The sequence below is a fragment of the Thermodesulfovibrio sp. genome (assembly GCF_049969575.1).
Taxonomy (GTDB): domain Bacteria; phylum Nitrospirota; class Thermodesulfovibrionia; order Thermodesulfovibrionales; family Thermodesulfovibrionaceae; genus Thermodesulfovibrio; species Thermodesulfovibrio obliviosus.
The window spans coordinates 32133-48904 of sequence record NZ_JBMFOO010000005.1; the positions used below are offsets into that span (position 1 = coordinate 32133).

General features: G+C 34.7%; 23 protein-coding genes. 17 read left to right on the forward strand and 6 right to left on the reverse strand.

Features of this window, described 5'->3' with window-relative positions:
- The first annotated feature begins 2 nt into the window (after positions 1–2).
- Positions 3–2399 (forward strand): carbamoyltransferase HypF, encoded by a 2397-nt coding sequence (locus tag ACP5O9_RS02425; RefSeq protein ID WP_428723375.1) that lies wholly within the window; start codon positions 3–5, stop codon positions 2397–2399.
- Between the two features lie 50 nt (positions 2400–2449).
- Here the strand turns inward: ACP5O9_RS02425 and ACP5O9_RS02430 are convergent, their stop codons facing one another.
- Positions 2450–4000 carry a thiamine pyrophosphate-dependent enzyme gene (locus ACP5O9_RS02430; RefSeq protein WP_428723376.1) on the reverse strand — a complete coding sequence of 517 codons (1551 nt, stop codon included), beginning with the start codon at positions 3998–4000 and terminating at the stop codon, positions 2450–2452.
- An 80-nt stretch (positions 4001–4080) separates the two neighbouring features.
- Between ACP5O9_RS02430 and cimA the strand changes: the two genes are divergently transcribed.
- The 4 genes from cimA to ACP5O9_RS02450 are packed head-to-tail and all read left to right on the forward strand — an operon-like array spanning position 4081 to position 6892.
- A complete protein-coding gene (gene cimA / locus ACP5O9_RS02435) occupies positions 4081–5685 on the forward strand; it encodes a citramalate synthase (RefSeq protein ID WP_353687017.1) in 1605 nt (534 codons plus the stop codon).
- The gene (hisI, locus tag ACP5O9_RS02440) at positions 5660–5995 is read left to right on the forward strand and encodes a phosphoribosyl-AMP cyclohydrolase (protein ID WP_353687016.1); all 336 of its coding nucleotides are present in this window, start codon (positions 5660–5662) and stop codon (positions 5993–5995) included. The genes cimA and hisI overlap by 26 nt, the downstream gene beginning before the upstream one ends.
- The gene (locus tag ACP5O9_RS02445) at positions 5992–6327 is read left to right on the forward strand and encodes a histidine triad nucleotide-binding protein (RefSeq protein WP_353687015.1); all 336 of its coding nucleotides are present in this window, start codon (positions 5992–5994) and stop codon (positions 6325–6327) included. Before hisI ends, ACP5O9_RS02445 begins: the two co-directional genes overlap by 4 nt.
- Positions 6328–6331: 4 nt before the next feature.
- On the forward strand, positions 6332–6892 hold the full coding sequence (locus tag ACP5O9_RS02450; protein ID WP_428723377.1) for an NUDIX hydrolase: 561 nt from the start codon (positions 6332–6334) through the stop codon (positions 6890–6892).
- A gap of 35 nt (positions 6893–6927) precedes the next feature.
- Here ACP5O9_RS02450 and ACP5O9_RS02455 read toward each other — a convergent pair whose 3' ends face one another.
- Positions 6928–7110: a ferredoxin gene (locus ACP5O9_RS02455; protein ID WP_428723378.1), complete on the reverse strand. Its 183-nt coding sequence runs from the start codon at positions 7108–7110 to the stop codon at positions 6928–6930.
- Between the two features lie 89 nt (positions 7111–7199).
- On the opposite strand from ACP5O9_RS02455, the gene ACP5O9_RS02460 reads away from it, so the two are divergent.
- The 9 genes from ACP5O9_RS02460 (at position 7200) to ACP5O9_RS02500 (ending at position 11907) form a co-directional block, all read left to right on the forward strand.
- Complete coding sequence (locus ACP5O9_RS02460) at positions 7200–8456, forward strand: glutamate-5-semialdehyde dehydrogenase (protein ID WP_353687012.1); 1257 nt, start codon at positions 7200–7202, stop codon at positions 8454–8456.
- On the forward strand, positions 8453–9073 hold the full coding sequence (gene nadD, locus ACP5O9_RS02465; protein ID WP_428723379.1) for a nicotinate-nucleotide adenylyltransferase: 621 nt from the start codon (positions 8453–8455) through the stop codon (positions 9071–9073). The genes ACP5O9_RS02460 and nadD overlap by 4 nt, the downstream gene beginning before the upstream one ends.
- 46 nt (positions 9074–9119) lie before the next feature.
- Positions 9120–9944, forward strand: a complete 825-nt coding sequence (locus tag ACP5O9_RS02470; RefSeq protein WP_353687010.1) for a helix-turn-helix domain-containing protein — start codon at positions 9120–9122, stop codon at positions 9942–9944.
- A gap of 94 nt (positions 9945–10038) precedes the next feature.
- Positions 10039–10401 carry a 30S ribosomal protein S6 gene (gene rpsF, locus ACP5O9_RS02475; protein WP_353687009.1) on the forward strand — a complete coding sequence of 121 codons (363 nt, stop codon included), beginning with the start codon at positions 10039–10041 and terminating at the stop codon, positions 10399–10401.
- A gap of 1 nt (position 10402) precedes the next feature.
- Positions 10403–10789 (forward strand): single-stranded DNA-binding protein, encoded by a 387-nt coding sequence (locus tag ACP5O9_RS02480; RefSeq protein WP_353687008.1) that lies wholly within the window; start codon positions 10403–10405, stop codon positions 10787–10789.
- A gap of 11 nt (positions 10790–10800) precedes the next feature.
- A complete protein-coding gene (gene rpsR, locus ACP5O9_RS02485) occupies positions 10801–11034 on the forward strand; it encodes a 30S ribosomal protein S18 (protein ID WP_353687007.1) in 234 nt (77 codons plus the stop codon).
- 2 nt (positions 11035–11036) lie between these two features.
- Complete coding sequence (locus ACP5O9_RS02490; RefSeq protein ID WP_353687006.1) at positions 11037–11318, forward strand: DUF507 family protein; 282 nt, start codon at positions 11037–11039, stop codon at positions 11316–11318.
- Positions 11315–11593 carry a DUF507 family protein gene (locus ACP5O9_RS02495; protein ID WP_353687005.1) on the forward strand — a complete coding sequence of 93 codons (279 nt, stop codon included), beginning with the start codon at positions 11315–11317 and terminating at the stop codon, positions 11591–11593. The genes ACP5O9_RS02490 and ACP5O9_RS02495 overlap by 4 nt, the downstream gene beginning before the upstream one ends.
- A complete protein-coding gene (locus ACP5O9_RS02500; protein ID WP_353687004.1) occupies positions 11593–11907 on the forward strand; it encodes an HNH endonuclease in 315 nt (104 codons plus the stop codon). Before ACP5O9_RS02495 ends, ACP5O9_RS02500 begins: the two co-directional genes overlap by 1 nt.
- On the opposite strand, the gene ACP5O9_RS02505 is transcribed toward ACP5O9_RS02500, so the two are convergent.
- Both ACP5O9_RS02505 and ACP5O9_RS02510 read right to left on the reverse strand, forming a co-directional pair.
- Positions 11904–12782: a cation diffusion facilitator family transporter gene (locus ACP5O9_RS02505; RefSeq protein ID WP_428723380.1), complete on the reverse strand. Its 879-nt coding sequence runs from the start codon at positions 12780–12782 to the stop codon at positions 11904–11906. The genes ACP5O9_RS02500 and ACP5O9_RS02505 overlap by 4 nt on opposite strands.
- Positions 12766–13452: an N-acetylmuramoyl-L-alanine amidase-like domain-containing protein gene (locus ACP5O9_RS02510; protein WP_353687002.1), complete on the reverse strand. Its 687-nt coding sequence runs from the start codon at positions 13450–13452 to the stop codon at positions 12766–12768. Before ACP5O9_RS02510 ends, ACP5O9_RS02505 begins: the two co-directional genes overlap by 17 nt.
- Before the next feature lie 15 nt (positions 13453–13467).
- Here ACP5O9_RS02510 and ACP5O9_RS02515 point away from each other — a divergent pair, with 15 nt between their 5' ends.
- Positions 13468–14295, forward strand: coding sequence for an N-acetylglucosamine-6-phosphate deacetylase (locus ACP5O9_RS02515; RefSeq protein ID WP_428723381.1), 828 nt, complete (start codon positions 13468–13470; stop codon positions 14293–14295).
- Here the strand turns inward: ACP5O9_RS02515 and dksA are convergent.
- Together dksA and ACP5O9_RS02525 are read right to left on the reverse strand one after the other, a co-directional pair.
- On the reverse strand, positions 14282–14653 hold the full coding sequence (gene dksA, locus ACP5O9_RS02520; RefSeq protein ID WP_353687000.1) for an RNA polymerase-binding protein DksA: 372 nt from the start codon (positions 14651–14653) through the stop codon (positions 14282–14284). The genes ACP5O9_RS02515 and dksA overlap by 14 nt on opposite strands.
- Before the next feature lie 71 nt (positions 14654–14724).
- Positions 14725–15540: a ZIP family metal transporter gene (locus tag ACP5O9_RS02525; RefSeq protein WP_353686999.1), complete on the reverse strand. Its 816-nt coding sequence runs from the start codon at positions 15538–15540 to the stop codon at positions 14725–14727.
- Positions 15541–15561: 21 nt separating this feature from the next.
- Between ACP5O9_RS02525 and ACP5O9_RS02530 the strand changes: the two genes are divergently transcribed.
- Both ACP5O9_RS02530 and ACP5O9_RS02535 read left to right on the forward strand, forming a co-directional pair.
- The gene (locus ACP5O9_RS02530) at positions 15562–16476 is read left to right on the forward strand and encodes a YbgA family protein (protein WP_428723382.1); all 915 of its coding nucleotides are present in this window, start codon (positions 15562–15564) and stop codon (positions 16474–16476) included.
- Positions 16469–16726 (forward strand): hypothetical protein, encoded by a 258-nt coding sequence (locus ACP5O9_RS02535; protein WP_353686997.1) that lies wholly within the window; start codon positions 16469–16471, stop codon positions 16724–16726. The genes ACP5O9_RS02530 and ACP5O9_RS02535 overlap by 8 nt, the downstream gene beginning before the upstream one ends.
- The last annotated feature ends 46 nt before the right edge of the window (positions 16727–16772 follow it).

Here is a 16772-nt window from a genome sequence, read left to right on the forward strand (position 1 = left end):
ACATGAAACGCCTCCACATAAGAGTCAAAGGAGTTGTTCAGGGAGTAGGATTCAGACCCTTTGTTTACAATCTTGCAAAAAGTCTGAATTTAAATGGATATGTTACAAATACATCAAAGGGAGTAACAATTGAGATAGAAGGTGAAAAGGTTAATGAGTTCCTGAACAGATTGCGAAACGAGCCTCCTCCACTTGCAAAGATTTATTCAATTGATACTGAGGAGCTTCCGCCCAATAATTATCAAAGCTTTGACATAATTGAAAGCATAGATGATGCAGGATTTACCCATGTCTCAGAGGATGTATCCATATGTAATGACTGTCTAAGAGAGCTTTTTACTCCTTCTGACAGGAGATATCTCTATCCATTCATTAACTGCACAAACTGTGGTCCTCGTTATACGATTACATTGAAAGTTCCCTATGATAGAGCAAATACAACAATGTCTGTTTTTAATATGTGTGCTGATTGTCTTAAAGAATACAAAGACCCATCAAATAGAAGATTTCATGCTCAGCCAAATGCATGTCCTGTATGTGGTCCTCAGGTAAGGCTTTTTTTAAAGACTGACAGAGGATTAAAGGAGCTGGAAAATCCTGTTTTAGAGGCTATAAGGCTTATAAAACAGGGAAAGATTCTTGCAATAAGAGGGCTTGGAGGATTTCATCTATGCTGTGATGCAAAGAATGAAAAGGCAGTAGAGGAATTACGAAAGAGAAAGAAAAGAAGCAACAAGCCCTTTGCTTTAATGAGTCCTCATATTGAGTCAGTAGAAAAGTTTTGTTTTCTTTCAGAAGCTGAAAAAAGAATTTTGACCTCACCAACTCGACCTATTGTTCTTTTAAGAAAAAGGCCTGAATGTATGCTTCCAGATATGCTGGCTCTGAAAAATTCATGTCTTGGATTCATGTTACCATATACGCCACTTCATTATCTGTTGTTTTACTATCCAGAGCAAAAAGAAGACTCCTTGCTTTCGCTCCTTCAGCCTTCAGTCCTCAGTCCTCAACCTTTTGAGATACCGATGCAGCCTCACTTTGAAGCTCTTGTAATGACAAGCGGAAACATCTCTGAAGAACCAATAATAACAAAAAACGAAGAAGCGATAGAAAAACTTGGTAATGTGGCAGATGCTTTTTTACTGCATAATAGAGAAATCTTTATGCGCGTTGATGACTCTGTTGTAAGAGAGCTTGAAGGCAATATTTACTTTATAAGAAGGGCAAGAGGATTTGTTCCAAAAGCAATATCTTTAAGGGAACAACTGCCTGAAGTTCTCGGAGCAGGTGCTGACCTGAAAAACACTTTCACGCTTATAAAGTCAAACTATGCAATAATGAGTCAGCACATAGGAGATATGGAAAATCTTGAAACCCTTGAGTTTTATGAGGAGGTTTTAAACAATCTAAAATTAGTATACCGCATAGAGCCTGTAGCTGTAGGGCATGATCTACATCCCATGTATTTTTCAACTAAATGGGCAAAGGAGCATGCAGAAAAAAAGACAATTCCAGCATTTGCTCTTCAGCATCATTACTGTCATATAGCATCCCTCATGGCAGAATACGGATTAGATGAACTCTTTGGAATTGCCTTTGATGGAACAGGCTATGGCACAGATGGCAGCATCTGGGGAAGTGAGTTTTTATACTGCAGTGTTGATGATTTCATAAGACTTGCCCATCTAAAGCCAATCAGTTTGCCAGGAGGTGAAAGTGCTATAAAGGAGTGCTCAAGAATAGCTCTTTCTCTGATTGATGATGCTTTCGGAGAAGATATGAGTTTAATAAAAAAGCTTCCTGTTGCAATGACAATGGAAGAAAACAAAATCAGACAAATACTGAAACTTAAAAAACTCTCTCAGTTTAGCCCCCCTTCTTCTGGAATGGGAAGGCTTTTTGACGGAGTTTCCTCCCTTCTTGGAGTCTGTCATTACAACACCTTTGAGGCAGAGGCAGCAATAGCTCTTGAAAGCTTGATTGAAGCAAGTATGGAGTATTCTGAAAAAGCCTGCTACAGTTTTAGTATAGCTGAAAAAGAGACCAGTTCTTTAGTTATTGATTACACCTTCATGATAAAACAGCTCATTGATGACTTTCTTGCAGGCAAACCAGTTTCGGAAATCTCATGGAAGTTTCATAACACCATAATCAAAATAATCATTGAACTTACACAATATTTCAGAAAAAAATTAGGCTTTGACAGAGCTGGCTTAAGTGGAGGAGTCTTTCAGAATGCCTTTTTAATAAAGGAAACCATAAAAGCTCTAAAAAAAATAGGTATAGAGCCCCTTTATCACATAAATGTTCCAAGCAATGACGCCTGCATATCCCTTGGTCAGGCTTACATAGTAGGAAAGAGATTAAAGAAGCCTTCAGCCAACCAGAGATCGTGTTGAAAAGACAGACGGCTTGATTAGAATATATGCCGGGAAATATTTTATTAGATTTAGCTCTTTAATTTTTTAGCCAGTAAAACACAAGCTCTGCGAGCTATTATGACATTAACTCCAGGATTGTCAAGTCCTCTTTTAATTGCTTCATAGGTTGTTTTTTTATCGTAGGGATCAACAACTTCCACTGAATCTGCGCCGCAGGCTTTACATAGTTCAGCAAGGTCTAATTTTTTTGTTTCTTTTCCCTTTGCTGTAATTCCAATAATCGGAGTTGGTTGATGTCCTGTCATTGCAACTGCTGAATTATCAAGAATGCAAACAAGAATATTTAATTTGTTGTAAACTGCATTTATCAGTGCTGGGATTCCTGAATGAATAAAGGTTGAATCACCAATTACAGCAACAACTCCCTTTACTCCCTGTGAAGCAATTCCTGCTGCTTTACTTATACTTGCGCCCATACAAAGGCATGTATCAATTGCCCTAAGAGGAGGATTTGCTCCAAGAGTATAACAGCCAATATCTCCGGTAACAAAGATTGGTTTGGCTTCATTTAATGCTTTATAAAACTCTCTATGAGGACATCCAGGACAGAGCATTGGAGGTCTTGGAATAACTCCGTTTTCTGAATCAGAAGATTTTATTCTGCCAAAAATTCTAAATAAAGGCTCTGGACCAAGTTCTCCTTCAAGAGGTAAATCTCCTGAAAGCTTTCCTCTGATGTTTGAACTGTATTTTCTTGCAATATTTTCAATAAAAGGATAACCCTCTTCTAATACAATTACCTCATCAAGAGCTGTAACAAAATCTTTAATTAAGTTTTCATCCACTGGATAGGCTGAAATTTTAAGAATGGGCAGAGATTCTTCCAATTCTCTTGCATAAAGATATGTAATACCACAAGCAATTATACCCCTTTTTTCTTTACCCGGAAAAATCTTATTGAATTCGTATTTTTCTATAAATTGTTTTATTTTTTCCTGCTTTTTATTTAATTCTCTATGGAGTCTTATTACATTTTTTGGCACGGCAATCAAATAATCAGGATTTTTTTCAAGCTTAATTTCTTTTTCAGGATTGATGTTGCCCAGGCTTACAGGAGCATAACAATGAAGCAGTCTTGTAATACTTCTTACCATTACTGGAAGAGCTAATTCTTCAGATATATCAAAGGCTAAATAAGTCATATCTTTGGCTTCCTGAGCATCTGATGGCTCAAAGCATGGAATTTTTGCAAAAGAAGCATAAAAACGACTATCCTGCTCGTTCTGTGAAGAATAGGCACCAGGATCATCACCCACTGCCAGAACAAGACCACCTCTTACTCCAAGATATGCTGATGTCATAAAAGGATCAGATGCAACATTTAAGCCCACATGTTTCATTGAACAAAGTGCTCTTCTTCCAGTCAAAGACACACCATATGCAACTTCATAGGCTACTTTTTCATTAACAGACCACTCAGCAGCAACATTAGAATTTTTAGCAATGTATTCAAGGATTTGTGTTGCAGGAGTTCCTGGATAGGAAGAAGCATAAGAGATTCCTGCTTCAATAGCCCCTTGAGCAATTGCATCACATCCTAACATTAAAATCTTTGCCATAACTTCACCTTTTCAAAAATTTAATGCTATTAATATAACACATCTTGCTTAATACTTCAAAAATATAATATATTACTTTTATGCAAACTGTAGAAATTTACGATACAACTCTAAGAGATGGTTCACAGGCAGAGGATATCTCTTTTTCAGTTGATGATAAATTAAGAATCACTGAAAAACTTGATGAACTTGGAATTCATTACATAGAAGGTGGATGGCCTGGCTCAAATCCAAAGGATGCTGAATACTTTAAAAAAGTAAAGAAACTTAATCTCAAAAACGCCACTGTAGTTGCCTTTGGAAGTACCCACAGACCAAAAATAAAAGTAGAAAGTGATTCAAATGTGAAATCCCTTATTGCCTCAGAAGCCAGAATATTAACAATTTTTGGCAAAACCTGGGATTTTCATGTAACAGAAGCTCTTAAAATATCTCTTGAAGAAAACCTTGAGCTTATTTTTAATACAGTCAGTTATTTAAAAAAGTACGCTGAAAAAGTCTTTTTTGATGCTGAACACTTTTTTGATGGATATAAAGACAATCCCGAGTATTCCATTAAATGTTTAAAAACTGCTCAGGAGGCTAAGGCAGACTGTATTATACTCTGCGACACAAACGGTGGAAGCCTTCCAGCTGATGTAGAAAAAATTGTAAAAGAGGTTAAAAAATCAATAAATACTCCTTTAGGAATTCATGCTCATAATGATTCTGACTGCGCTGTTGCTAACAGTATTACAGCAGTTTTAAATGGAGTTACTCAGGTTCAAGGAACTATGAACGGATTTGGTGAAAGATGTGGAAACGCCAACCTTTGCTCTGTTATTCCAAATCTGCAGTTGAAACTTGGATTTAAATGCCTTGATGAAGACAGATTAAAAAAACTCACTGAAATTTCAAGATTTATTTATGAAATAGCCAATCTCATTCCTTTTAAAAGACAGCCATTTGTAGGAGAAAGTGCCTTTGCTCATAAAGGAGGAGTTCATGTCAGTGCAGTTAGAAAGCGTCCAGAAACCTATGAACATATAAGACCTGAGCTTGTTGGAAATCGTCAAAGAATACTTGTTTCTGACCTTGCAGGGAAAAGCAATATCCTTAAAAAGGCAGAAGAATTTGGTATTAATCTTGATCCCAATTCTCCTGAGGTCCAAGCAATAGTTGATGCTGTGAAAACTTTAGAGAATGAAGGATTTCAATTTGAAGGAGCTGAAGCATCGCTTGAACTTTTATTCAGAAAGACGCTGGGATTAAAGAGGAAATTTTTTGATTTAATTGGATTTAGAGTTATAGATGAAAAAAGAAAAGGAGATGAACCAACATTGAGTGAGGCAACAATAATGGTAAAGGTTGGTAAAAGCATTGAGCATACTGCTGCTACAGGGAATGGACCAGTGAATGCTCTTGATAATGCCTTAAGAAAAGCTCTTGAAAGATTTTATCCTGAACTAAAAAAAGTAAAACTTAAAGATTACAAAGTCAGGGTGGTTAATTCAGGCAGAGGCACTGCTTCAAAAGTTAGAGTTTTAGTAGAATCAGGAGATGAAGAAAGCGTGTGGAGTACTGTTGGAGTATCTGAAAATATAATTGAAGCTTCATGGCAAGCAATAGTTGACAGTATTGAGTATAAACTTTGCAGAGAAAAAATAAAAAAGGAGAAAAATGAATCTGCCAGAACTGAAATTTGACGAAAATGGTCTCATTCCAGCAGTAATTCAGGAGATAGATACAAAGGAAGTTTTAATGGTTGCTTACATGGATAAAGAAGCATTAAGGAGAACCATTGAAACAGGGTTTACCCATTTCTGGTCTCGTTCAAGACAGACTTACTGGAAAAAGGGTGAAACCTCTGGCTGTGTTCAGGAAGTAAAGGAGATTTACTACGATTGTGATGCTGATACCCTTCTTGTCATGGTTAAACAACATGGTAAAGGAGCATGCCATACTGGAAACAGAACCTGTTTTTATAGAAAAATTGATTTCCAGAGTGTAAAATGAATTGTATATTTTGCAGAATTATAAAAAAGGAGATTCCATCAAAGATTGTTTATGAGGATGAATTAGTTTTAGCCTTTGAAGATATTGCTCCACAGGCACCAGTTCACATTCTTGTAATTCCGAAAAAGCACTACTCTACCCTGCTTGAAATTGAGGATAAAGAACTTATCGGACATATTTTTATGGTTATAAAAAAAATAGCTAAAGAAAAAGGCATTGATGAAAGAGGCTTTAGAGTGGTTATGAACTGCAATCATGAGGCAGGTCAGACAGTTTATCATGTTCACTTTCATCTTTTAGCTGGAAGGCAGATGCATTGGCCTCCCGGATAATACCATGAAAATTGTTAAAAAAGAGATAGCATGGCAGGGAAAATATCTCAGAGTTGTTTTGCTTTCCTATGAGGACAATCATGGAAGAATAAGAAAGTGGGAAGCTGTTGAAAGAGTAAACTGCAAAGGAATTGTTGTTGTTATACCAGTAACAGAAAACAATGAAATTATCTTTATCAGGCAGTTCAGACCTGTGCTTGGTGGCTTTGTTGTGGAGTTTCCAGCAGGATTAAATGATAGAAAAGAGTCACTGATAGAAGTGGCAAAGAGAGAATTGATTGAGGAGACAGGTCTGTTTTCAGATGAAATTGTCTTTCTTGCAGAAGGACCTGTTTCTTCAGGACTTTCTACAGAGATTCTAACAGTGTTTATTGCAAAAAATGTAAAAGAAGCTCCTGAAGAACTTAAAAAAAGTTATCCTCCTGATGAAAGTGAAAATATTGAAGTCTTAAAAATTCCCCTTGATGAAGCATTAGAAAAACTCAAAGAATTAAGAGAGCAGGGAAACTATTTAGATTTAAAAATTTTTGGTTTTTTAGAGCTTGCAAAAAAATTTATAAATTAATTGAGGGTAGAGGCTTATCCTCCACCCTCAAAAAACTACTCCAATTTGATTGCCTGAGAAGGACAGAGATCAGCTGCTTGCTGACAGTCACAGGTGTTACATTTGTCAGGACCAATAACCCAAGCTTTGTCATCTCTCAATTCAAAAACTTCTGGACATATCTCCACACAGGAGCCGCATCCTACACAAAGATCGTAATCAACTACTGGTGTTGGCATAATACCCTCCTCCTTTTTAAAATTATATTTTTATAAAATATACCAAAAAAAGTTAAAATATGCAATTAAATTTTTTCGGAGGTGAAAAGATGGAGCTTAAACAATTGGTTTTAAGCAAAGCAAAGGAAGCTAAAGAGGCTTCAATACTTATTGGAAAAGCCTCAACAGAAAGGAAAAACAAAATTCTTAATAGGATGGCTGAGTATCTTAAGCATGGAAAGGATGAACTGATTAAGGCAAACGGAGTTGACGTGCAAAGAGCTCAAGAAAAAGGACTTTCAAAAGCTTTAATTGACAGGCTTACTTTAACAGAAAAAAGAATTGACGAGATGATAAAAGGACTCGAAGAAGTCGTAAGCTTACCAGACCCGGTTGGCGAAATAACAAAAATGTGGCTCAGACCAAATGGAATGCTTGTTGGTAGAATGAGGGTTCCCATAGGAGTAATTGGAGTAATTTATGAAGCAAGACCAAATGTTACAGTAGATGTAACGGGATTATGTCTTAAGGCAGGCAATGCAGTTGTTTTAAGAGGAGGTTCTGAAGCTATAAACTCAAACACAGCATTGGTAAAAATTTTAAAACAAGCTTTAAAAGATGAAGGAATGCATGATGGTGTAGTAAGCTTTATTGATATTCCTCAAAGAGAAGCTGTTCTTGAGATGATAAAACTTGAGGGCTTAATAGATTTAATAATTCCTCGTGGTGGAGAGTCCCTCATAAGAACTGTTACTGAAAATTCAAGGATTCCTGTACTTAAACATTACAAAGGTGTATGTCATGTATTTGTTGATAGAGATGCTGACCTTGAAATGGCTCAGGAGATTTGTTTTAATGCTAAAGTACAGAGACCTGCAACCTGTAATGCAATGGAAACAATGTTAGTAGATGAAGCTGTAGCAGAAGTATTTTTGCCAGCAATGTTAAAAAGATTTGAACAGGCTGGAGTTCAGCTTAAAGGATGTTCAAGGACAAAGAAAATATATCCAAATGTAATGGATGTTACTGAAGAAGACTTTTATAAAGAATACCTTGATTTAATTCTAAATGTGAGGGTTGTAAAGGATATTGACGAGGCTATTGAGCACATAACAAAATACGGTTCAGCCCATTCTGATGCAATTGTTACGAGAGATTATAATAAGGCAATGAAGTTTTTAAGAGAGGTTGACTCATCTGCTGTTTTTGTTAATGCTTCGACAAGACTTAATGATGGATATCAATTTGGTCTCGGTGCTGAAATAGGAATTTCAACGGACAAAATTCATGCTCGTGGTCCAATGGGACTTGAAGAGCTTACATGCACCAAATTCATAGTTTTCGGATCAGGACAGTTAAGGCAATGAAGATAGGACTTTTTGGTGGAACCTTTAATCCCATTCATTATGGGCATTTAAGAGTCGCAGAAGAGGTAAGGGAAGCTTTTTTGCTGGACAAAATTATATTTATTCCAGCAGGAATTCCGCCATTAAAAAAATACGATATTGTGGAAGCTATGCACAGATTGAAAATGACTGAATTGGCAGTAAAGGACAATCCCTTTTTTGAAGTTTCTGATTTTGAAGCTAAACAGAAAAAACCTTCTTATACCATAAATACTCTTACACATTTAAAAAGACTTTACCAAAAGGATACTCTTTTTTTTATAATGGGTATTGATGCATTTCTTGAATTAAAATCCTGGTACAGGTATGAAGAACTATTAAGAATGGTTGATTTTATAATAATGTCAAGACCTGGTTTTGATAATTTACAGAATTATGAATTTATTGAAGATGAAGAGGCCGAAAACTGTTTTAAAATAAAAAATTCAGATAAAAGAGCTTTTTTTATTTCAGTTTCACCATTCTGGATATCATCAACTCAAATAAGAAAGATGATTCAGAATGAAAAAAGTATTCGTTACCTTGTACCAGAAGAAGTGCGGAAGTATATTGAAGACAACAAACTTTACAGGGAGTAGATTTATGGAGCCAATGCAATTTCAGAGAGTATACAAAAGCCCAGTAATGCAAGAGCTTTTGGAAAGCATAAAAAAACTTTCTTTTGATAATACTGTATTTTTTATATATGGAGAAAAGGGGACTGAAAAAGACTACATAGCTAAAATAATACTTGCAAACATAACTCAGGCAGAAATTGTAAAAATTCCTGAGGATATAAATAAAAAAACTTCTTTTAAGCATGAAAATATAGTTTATCTTATTAAAAATCCTGAAAATATTGATGCATCCTTTGTTTTTAATCCTGAAAGAAGTTTTAAATGCATCATTTTTTTATCTGACTGGGACTATGTGGAGCTTTATAAAAATGGTTTAATAACCTTTGAATTATACGAAAATTTATTAAATTCCAAAAAGTTTTATATACCCCCTCTGAGAGAAAGAAAACAGGATATAATTCCTCTTGCTAACTTTTTTCTGAAGGAAATTTCAGAATGTCTAAATCTTCCTAAAAAAGAATTATCAAAAGATGCTCAGGAGGCAATATTAGAGCATTCATGGACGGAAAATGCTTATCAACTCAAGCACTGTCTGGCTAAAGCCTGTATTTTAGCGAGACATCAAAGACTTACATCAAAAGATTTGTTCGGTGAATACAATGATCAGCTGTCAATAAAAAATTTTCTTGAATTAAAAATCGGCAATCTCTTAAAAGATTTTGCAAAGATTGAAAATTCAAATCTTTATGAAACTGTTATGCAGGAAGTGGAAAAGGCACTCTTTATTCTTGCCATTAATGAAACAGGAGGCAATCAGGTAAAAGCTGCAAAGATTCTTGGAATAAATAGAAATACCTTGAATAAAAAATTGAAACATTATAATTTGATTTAAAATTAACAAATATGTTATAAAATATGTTGAAACTTTTGTTACTCCATGCCCTTACCTTAAGGAGAAGGGCTTAAAATCCATATGGAGGTATTGTATGAATAATTTTTATGAAAAAGTGGTTCTTCTTCTGCCAACACTTTCTGAAGAAGAAGTGCAGGAAGTAGTTAACAAGATTTCTTCTATTATTACTGAGAATGGTGGAGAAATTTTAAAGATTGACAACTGGGGCAAAAGAAAACTTGCCTATAAACTTAACAAACAAACAATGGGATACTATGTTTTGTTTCTTTTTAAAGCTCCATCTTCAGCAATAAAAAAAATGGAAGAATTTTACAGAGTTTATGACCCGGTTTTCAAATTTATGATAGTTAAACTCACAAAACAACAGATTGCTGCACTGCCACCTGAAATAAAAGGTATACCAGTAGAACCATCTGAAGTTACTGCCAAGGTTTAGGATGTTTAATAGAATAATACTCATAGGAAATCTTACCAGAGACCCTGAAATAAGATATACGCCTTCGGGAGTCGCAGTGGCTACAGTTCCAATAGCTGTTAATTCAAGATATAAACAGGGTGAAGAGCTTAAAGAAGAAACTCTTTTTATTGATGCTATAGTTTTTGGTAAACAGGCTGAAACCTGTAGTCAGTATCTGAACAAAGGAAGAACTGTACTGGTTGAAGGACGATTAAGAGAAAGAAGATGGGAGTATGAAGGACAGAAAAGGAGCAAATTTGAAGTTATCGCAAACAATATAAGATTTTTTCCAAAAAGAGAACCTGTGGAGCAACATGAATTAACAGAGACTCCACCAGAAGAATACACAGATTTAGAACCATTTTAAAGGAGGTTAATGTGCAACAGGCAACACAAAGAAGATTTTTCAAGAAAAAATACTGCCGATTCTGTGCAGAAAAAATTGATTTTATTGATTACAAAAATGTTAAAATGTTGAGAGGTTTTATGACTGAAAGAGGTAAAATCCTCTCAAGAAAAATGACAGGAACATGCTCAAAGCATCAAAGACAGTTAACAAGAGCAATTAAGAGAGCGAGATCAATTGCACTATTGCCATATATAGAGATTTAAAAATGAGGATACCTAAGAGCTGGGTACCATACATAGCAAACAAGATAATAGAAAATCTCTTAAAGAAAGATATGATTGAAATAACTGTTCCAAAGGAACAGCTTCTTGAGGAAGCTGAAAAGCTTATTTTAGACGAATTGATGGTGGAGGACAGACTCAATGAAGAAGTGAGAGAGCTTCTTAAGAAATATGAAGCTGAAATTGAAAGAGATAAACTTGATTACAGAAAGCTTTTTGAGATGACTAAACAAAAACTTGTAAAGCAGAGAAATTTAGTTCTATGATGCTTTCAGAGGAAAAAATAACTCATACTTCCCATGTTTTATTCAATGGCTTGATTAATAAAGGATTAATCAAGCTTAAGGTTGAAGAACAGGAAGTAAGAAGAGAAATTAAAAGAAGTTTTATTCAAGCTTTAAAAATTGGTGAAACAATTGATGAAATTGTAAGAAGGAAACTTCAATCGTTCTCAAAGAAAATCATTGAAGGAAGTCCTGAATGGAATGTTCTTTATAATAAATTCTTTGAAGAAGAAGAAAAAAAGAGATTCAGCCGTTAATGGATAGATTTATACCTTCTGTGACCCTTGAAGAAATTAAAAAAGAAAAAGAGAAAGCGAAACTTCTTAAAAAGAGTTCCTGGTGGCGCAAAAAAATTTCCAAAAGAAGATGTTATTACTGCGGGAAAGAAGTATCAGAAAAAGAGCTTACAATGGATCATGTGGTGCCTCTTATTAGAGGAGGTAAATCAGTAAAAAGCAATATAGTTCCTGCCTGCAAAGAATGCAATAATAAAAAGAAGTATATGCTTCCCTTAGAATGGGAGCAATATTTACAATCTCTGAATTCTTTTGATTCTGAAAAAGTTCTTTAATTTTTCTCAAATGGCTCTACATGAACTACAACATCAACAACATCGGGAAATTCTTTTTTAATTAATTCTTCAACTCTTTCTGCTATATCATGTCCTTCTGAGATAGAGATTGAAGGATTTACTAAAATCTTTAAATCAACAAATATCTGACCTGGTGTGCCCCGTGTTCTTACATCCCTGCAAGCTTCAACATCTCTACATCTTTCAACAATACTGATAATCTTTTCACCATCAAGAGCTGTTCTGTCAGCAAGAATATTGGCAGATTCTTTTATTATCAGAATTGCCTCTCTTGCAACAAAAACTCCAACAACTAAACCAGCTAATGGATCAACAAAATTAGACTCTGTTAATGTGGTAATGACCACGCTTACTATTACTCCAATGGTTATATAAATATCAACCTTTGTATGGGCTGAATCAGCTATTAAAAATTCGCTCTTAAGCTCCTTTCCTTTTTTCCTTTCATAAACTGACACAAAAATGTTAACTATGAGAGTGCCGATGAGAATGATAAAAGCTTTTTCATCTGTCAGAGGCTTTTTTGATTCAATAATTGATTCATAAGCGTTTCTCACTATTTCTAATGCTGTAATACACATCAAAACACCTATAAAAATTGCAAAAACTGTTTCAAACTTTCTATGTCCATAGGGATGCTCTCTGTCAGGTGGATGACTTGCTATGTAAAGAGCAATTAATCCACCGATGTTTGAAATTCCATCGAAAAGAGAATGAAATCCGTCTGAATAAATAGCTACAGAGTTTGATAAATACCCATAAATTATTTTTGCTAAAGAAACAGATAGATTAAGAAAAAGTGTTATAAGAAGAACTTTTCTTATCTGTTTTTTTCTATCATGAAGATGTAGCATTTTCCTCAGGTCTAAAAATTATTATACCTTCTTTTTGTTTTGCATATTTTAAAAAGTCTTCATCAATTACGCAACCTTTATGGCTTGAAGCATGCCTGAGCTTCACATTGCCTTCGTCTATAATAATTATTCCTGTATGGGTAACATCAAGGCAGTCTCTTGATGTATAAAAACCGCAGTAATCGCCTGTTTTCAGTTTAAATAAAATTTTTTCTATTATATCTGCTGCAATGTAATTAACAATTCTTTGTTTTGGCTCTAATCCATCAATAAAACTGAGCTCTTTCACAACTGTTACAAATTTTTCAGTAATTTCTGCAGTAACATCTTTTACTGTTTTTAACTCATTCCAGTCAGTAAAATAATGTTTTCTTTTTTTAAAATCCACAGCTCCATCAAAATATCTAACATGTTTCAAATTCTCAATGAAAGAGTTTAAATCATTAGAAAGCCTCAATGCCTCAACATACTCAATAAAAGTCATACAGTCGACTCCTTCAAAATCAATTACAAGTTGTTCCTCTTCAGTGAGACTACCGATTAGTGAATTTTTTTTATAGGGAATACCAAGAAAATATCGGGATATTTCAGTAATTCTTCGTTCAGTGGGAAGTTCTTTAATATTATTCAGTAAGCTATTTATATAAATTTTACCTGTTTTAAAACGCATATGTTATGATAAAAAATGTCTTTGATTGATGTCCACTTTCACGGAACAAACAAGATAGATGTAAGAGATATTAACAGTCCAGAACAGGTTCTTTTAATTGCTCAGGAATATTGTTCAATGAGAGTTGACAAATTCTTACTTACTCTTTATCCTGCTGAGATTAACACCATGAGAAAAACTCTTTTAAACATAAAAAAAGCAATGGAATATCAAAGGCAGGAGGCAAAATTAATTGGTGTGTATCTTGAAGGTCCTTTTTTAAATCCAGAGAAAGCAGGAGCATTGGAGAGATATTATTTTTTGAAGCCTGATGTTGAGGTTTTAAATCGCTTAATTGATGGATTTGAAGATATTGTTAAAGTAATCACGGTAGCACCAGAGCTTCCTGGTGCAATTAGAATAATAGAAAAATGCGCTCAAATGGGAATTATCGTAAGCATGGGACATTCCAATGCTACATATAAAGAAGCTGAGGAAGGTTTTAAAGCAGGTTCTCGGCTTATAACTCATCTTTTTAATGCTATGCGTGGAATTCATCATAGAGAACCTGGAATAGCAGGATTTGGAGTTATTAATCAGGAAATTTATGTTGAGTTGATCGGAGATGGCAGACATTTAAGTGATAAACTTTTAAAATGGCTCTTTCATATTAAAAATCCTGAAAGAATTATTTTGATTTCTGATATGGTAAAACAGAACGAAGAAAGCAAGAAACTTCAAGGTGGTTCAATGAGTCTCAAGGATGTGGTGGAAAGGCTTAAAAATTTAAATATTGATGAAAATAAGCTAAAACTGGCTGGAGAAACAAATCCTGAAAGATTGCTTAAAATTAACTCTCTTTAAGCTTTTCAACTTCTTCCTGCTCTGTTTTGCATTCAATGCATAAATCAGTGACAGGTCTTGCCTCAAGCCTTTCAATAGGAATTTCTGCGCCACAGGACTCACATATTCCATAAGTACCATTTTCAATTTTTTCAAGCGTTTTTTCAATCTTTTTAAGTAGCTTCCTTTCCCTATCTCTGAGTCTCAAAAGAAAGCTTCTGTCAATCTCCTGAGATGCCATATCTCCTATTTCAGATAAGTTGCTTTCAGAGGGAAGATTTGAAAGCATTACTCCAGCCTCAATAAGAATCTGTCTCTTCTGTTCAAGAAGTTTCTTTTTTATCTCCAGAATTCTTTCCTGTCTCGTCTTTTGTTTCATAACTTTAATTTTTACATTAGCAAAAATCAACATAAACAGTCAAATTTTTACTGTCTCCCATATGCAATGACTTATTTAAATGCCACATCAAGAATCATCATTAATGTAAATCCAATAATTAATCCTGCAGTAGCAACATCAGAGTTGCCATTTCTCTGAGACTCTGGAATTAATTCTTCCACTGTAACAAAAATCATTGCACCTGCAGCAAAACCCAGTGCATATGGTAAAAGATTATGCATGATCTCAAGCATTAAAACACCTATAAGTGCAAAAACTGGCTCAACCAGTCCTGAAAGCTGTCCAATAAAAAAACTCTTTTTCCTTGATAAACCTTCACTTCTCAATGGCATAGAGATTGCGAATCCCTCTGGAATATTTTGAATTCCTATTCCAAATGCGAGCATTAACGAGGATAAAATACTCACAGCTTGAGGATCAGCTCCGTGAGCACCAAAAGAAACTCCAATTGCAAGCCCTTCTGGAATATTATGAAGTGTAACAGCAAGAACCAGAAGAGTGGTTCTTCTAAAGGAAGTTTTTATTCCCTCTGCTTCATTTATGGGCGCTTGAAGATGAAGATGAGGCAGAATAACATCAATCAATCTAAGAAATAAAGCACCGATCAGAAAACCAGTAGCTGGAGGTATCCATGAAGGTATATTTAGATTCTGAGACATCTCAATAGCTGGCTCAAGCAAAGACCAGAAGCTTGCAGCTATCATCACGCCTGCGGCAAAACCAAGAGCAACATCAAGAAGTTTCTTGTTAACATTTCTCACAAATAAAACAAGGGATGCTCCCACAGCAGTCAATCCCCATGTAAAAACTCCAGCAATTAGAGCCTGAACAGCAGGAGATATGGACTGCATGTAAGTTTCTATCATTTTTCAATTATAATATAAATCATGACAAAGCCAAAAATAGTGCTCAGCAGATGTTTTTTAAAACCTGTGAGGTATAATGGTGGAATGGTCTTTGATGAATTTGTTGAAAAACTTAAGCCTTACATTGAATATATAGATTTTTGTCCTGAATCTGACATAGGGTTAGGAGTTCCAAGGAAAAGATTAATAATTGTTGACAATGGATCATCAAAAAGATTAATTCAACCTGAGACTGGAAAAGACTTCACTGACAAAATGCTTGAATATGTTGATAAAACCATCTCTTCAATAACTAACATTGACGGATTTATTCTTAAAGCAAAGTCCCCTTCCTGCGGAGTGGGTTCAACAAAGCTTTACAGAAATGGTTCTGTAGCTGGAAAAACTGATGGTTTCTTTGCTGAAGCAATAAGAAAACACTTTCCATGCCTGCCCGTTGAAGATGAAGGAAGGTTAAGAGATGAAGGAATCAGAACAAATTTTCTTACAAGAATATTCGCCTTTTCTGAGATTAGAAATCTTTTTAAAAATCCAGAACCCAAAAAATTGATACAGTTTCATTCTCAATATAAATATCTCCTTATGACCTATAGTCAAAAATCTCTGAAAGAACTCGGTCAATTAGTAGCTGATGCAAGCATTCCCTTTGAGGAAAAAATTAACAGATACAGAATACAATTTTACAAAGCTTTTTTAAAAAAACCCTCAAAAAAAAGACATGTAAATACACTCATGCATTTAATGGGTTATGTTTCAAAAAAAATAACTTCCAGAGAAAGGAATCATCTAATTAATTTAATCAATAAATATAATGAGGGAAAAATACCTTTAAAAGTCATACTTGAGCTAATTAAGAGCCTGTCTTACAGGTTTGACAATGAATACATACTTGTTCAAAAATATCTGGAACCCTATCCTGAAGATTTAGATGTATAAGAGAGCTATTTACTGGTTCAAAAGAGACCCTCTAAAAAACAGAATTATAAAGCCTGGTAAGGGACATGAAAAAATCGTGTTGATACTGAAAGGAAAAGTTAGAGCAACCGGTATATGGAATGGAATTCTTACTGAAGGACAGGCTATTCATATTGTAGAGGAAGAAAGCCTTTACTTTGAAAATCTCTCCAGTGAAGAGACAATCTATATAATTGCAGGTGGACATTCAGAGAAAGAGCATCACCATTAAAAAGATGAACACTTATGAAAACAGTTTTACTCATAAGTGCAACGAG